The organism is Ostreibacterium oceani, from assembly GCF_009362845.1.
GTDB lineage: Bacteria > Pseudomonadota > Gammaproteobacteria > Cardiobacteriales > Ostreibacteriaceae > Ostreibacterium > Ostreibacterium oceani.
The window spans coordinates 1-1,617 of the sequence record NZ_WHNW01000021.1 but is presented as its reverse complement, the minus strand read 5'-3'; the positions used below and the strand labels follow the sequence as shown (position 1 = coordinate 1,617).

3 protein-coding genes are annotated in these 1,617 nt (G+C 32.5%); all 3 read left to right on the top strand.

The annotated features are described in order from the left end of the window. The coding region (locus GCU85_RS10090) for a hypothetical protein (RefSeq protein ID WP_218110673.1) at nucleotides 1–306 on the top strand (306 nt) is incomplete at its 5' end. Nucleotides 307–441: 135 nt separating this feature from the next. Further along, complete coding sequence (locus GCU85_RS09820) at nucleotides 442–675, top strand: AlpA family transcriptional regulator (protein WP_235896286.1); 234 nt, start codon at nucleotides 442–444, stop codon at nucleotides 673–675. Nucleotides 676–876: 201 nt separating this feature from the next. Continuing rightward, nucleotides 877–1,443, top strand: coding sequence for a YagK/YfjJ domain-containing protein (locus GCU85_RS10415; protein ID WP_152811006.1), 567 nt, complete (start codon nucleotides 877–879; stop codon nucleotides 1,441–1,443). Nucleotides 1,444–1,617 lie beyond the last annotated feature (174 nt).

Here is a 1,617-nt window from a genome sequence, read left to right as displayed (position 1 = left end):
GATCGAGATGGTTTTTGTAATTTGAAAAAGGATGAGGTCTGGGACAAGCTACATAGTAGTTATGAAGAATATATTAACTATGTGACTAAAAATAAAAAGCCACTAAAGGAATATCCTAATTGTATATATCATTATATGAAAACAGTTAACAGATCTAACATCTTTAACCACGGCAAAGATGACTTCTTGAGAAAAGCTAGTAACAAAGAATTAGGGGATGTAATAAAATTCCGTTCTGGCAGAAAACCTAGCAAAAAAATAAGACAGCATAATATTTTAAATAGAAGGAAGCCTCCCCCTATTTAAAAAATTATCCCTCTGAAGCCAAATACACCAACATATAAAATTTTGGGGTTAAACAAACCCTAGTTTCCCCAATTTTAAACATTGTTTTTTGTCCCTACTATAACCTTTTAAATACTAAATTAAAGGTGAAAAAATATGAAGGATAGTAAAAACCATTTTTCTCAAGACGAGCTTAATCAACGAATTGCAATGAGAGTCATTAGGTTTGATGATGTTATTGCTCTTACGGGGCTATCTAAGTCAACTATCTATCGTCGAATGGAGGAAAAGCAATTCCCAAAATCTATTAGTCTCGGTGGGCGCAGTGTTGGTTGGTATGAGCATGAGGTAAAAGAATGGTTAAATTCACTGAAGCCTTCTGACACATAATGGGTTTTAGTGGGTTGATTTAGTTGTTATTTAATAGGTTTGTAATCAGCTCTATTCTGCCTGTAGCTTATATATAGCCACATGGGATAGCTTTTATATCAGGTCTATAACAAAGGTACTTAATAATATCTAACCCCATAGTAACAATAAAGTAATAAAGCAATGAACAAATATTAAGTAGAGGAATCATTAAGTGATCGTATGAGAACAATACACTATGAAGATAATTGGCTATATCGAGATATCATATATCCTGTGAATACTGACAAAGAGAAAAGGTGGGGTATTTATCCAGACATACTCAAACAGTTTGTTGATAGGTTTGATTATATGGAGTCTCATTATAACAAACTCTTTATATTGCGAGTTGACCTCCGCCTTAAATCACAACTAAAAAAATCTAGAAAGAATTTGTTTACGCCTTTTATGACAAAGTTAAAGCACATTTTGAAAAAGGAATATGGCTTTAATAAGATTCATTATCAATATGTGACTGAATATAATGCAAAGCTCGAGAAACACTACCATTTGATTCTTATTTTAGACGGTAACAAAATTCAAAGTTCATTTAATATACAACATTTGATAAAGGATATCTGGGCAAAATATGGCAAGCACCACATGCCTGAAAACTGCTATTATAACTACAGAAGAGGCGACGAGACCATAAGAAAGGAAATAGTTTATCGCGCTTCGTATTTAGCAAAAATAAGAGACAAGAACAGACGTAATGTACAGGACAAAAGGTATGGGGTTAGTAGAATCTAATACATACGCCAACCTCTTTTTATATTTATCCACAGCGATGTGGTTGCGAAATGTATCTAAATTTTGTAGTACCGAATTTAACTGATAATATGCAAACTATTATACTGCTGTCTTACAAGTGAATAATTCAACTTAAATAACTAAAAACAAAGCTAGATTTAATAAACCCCATCC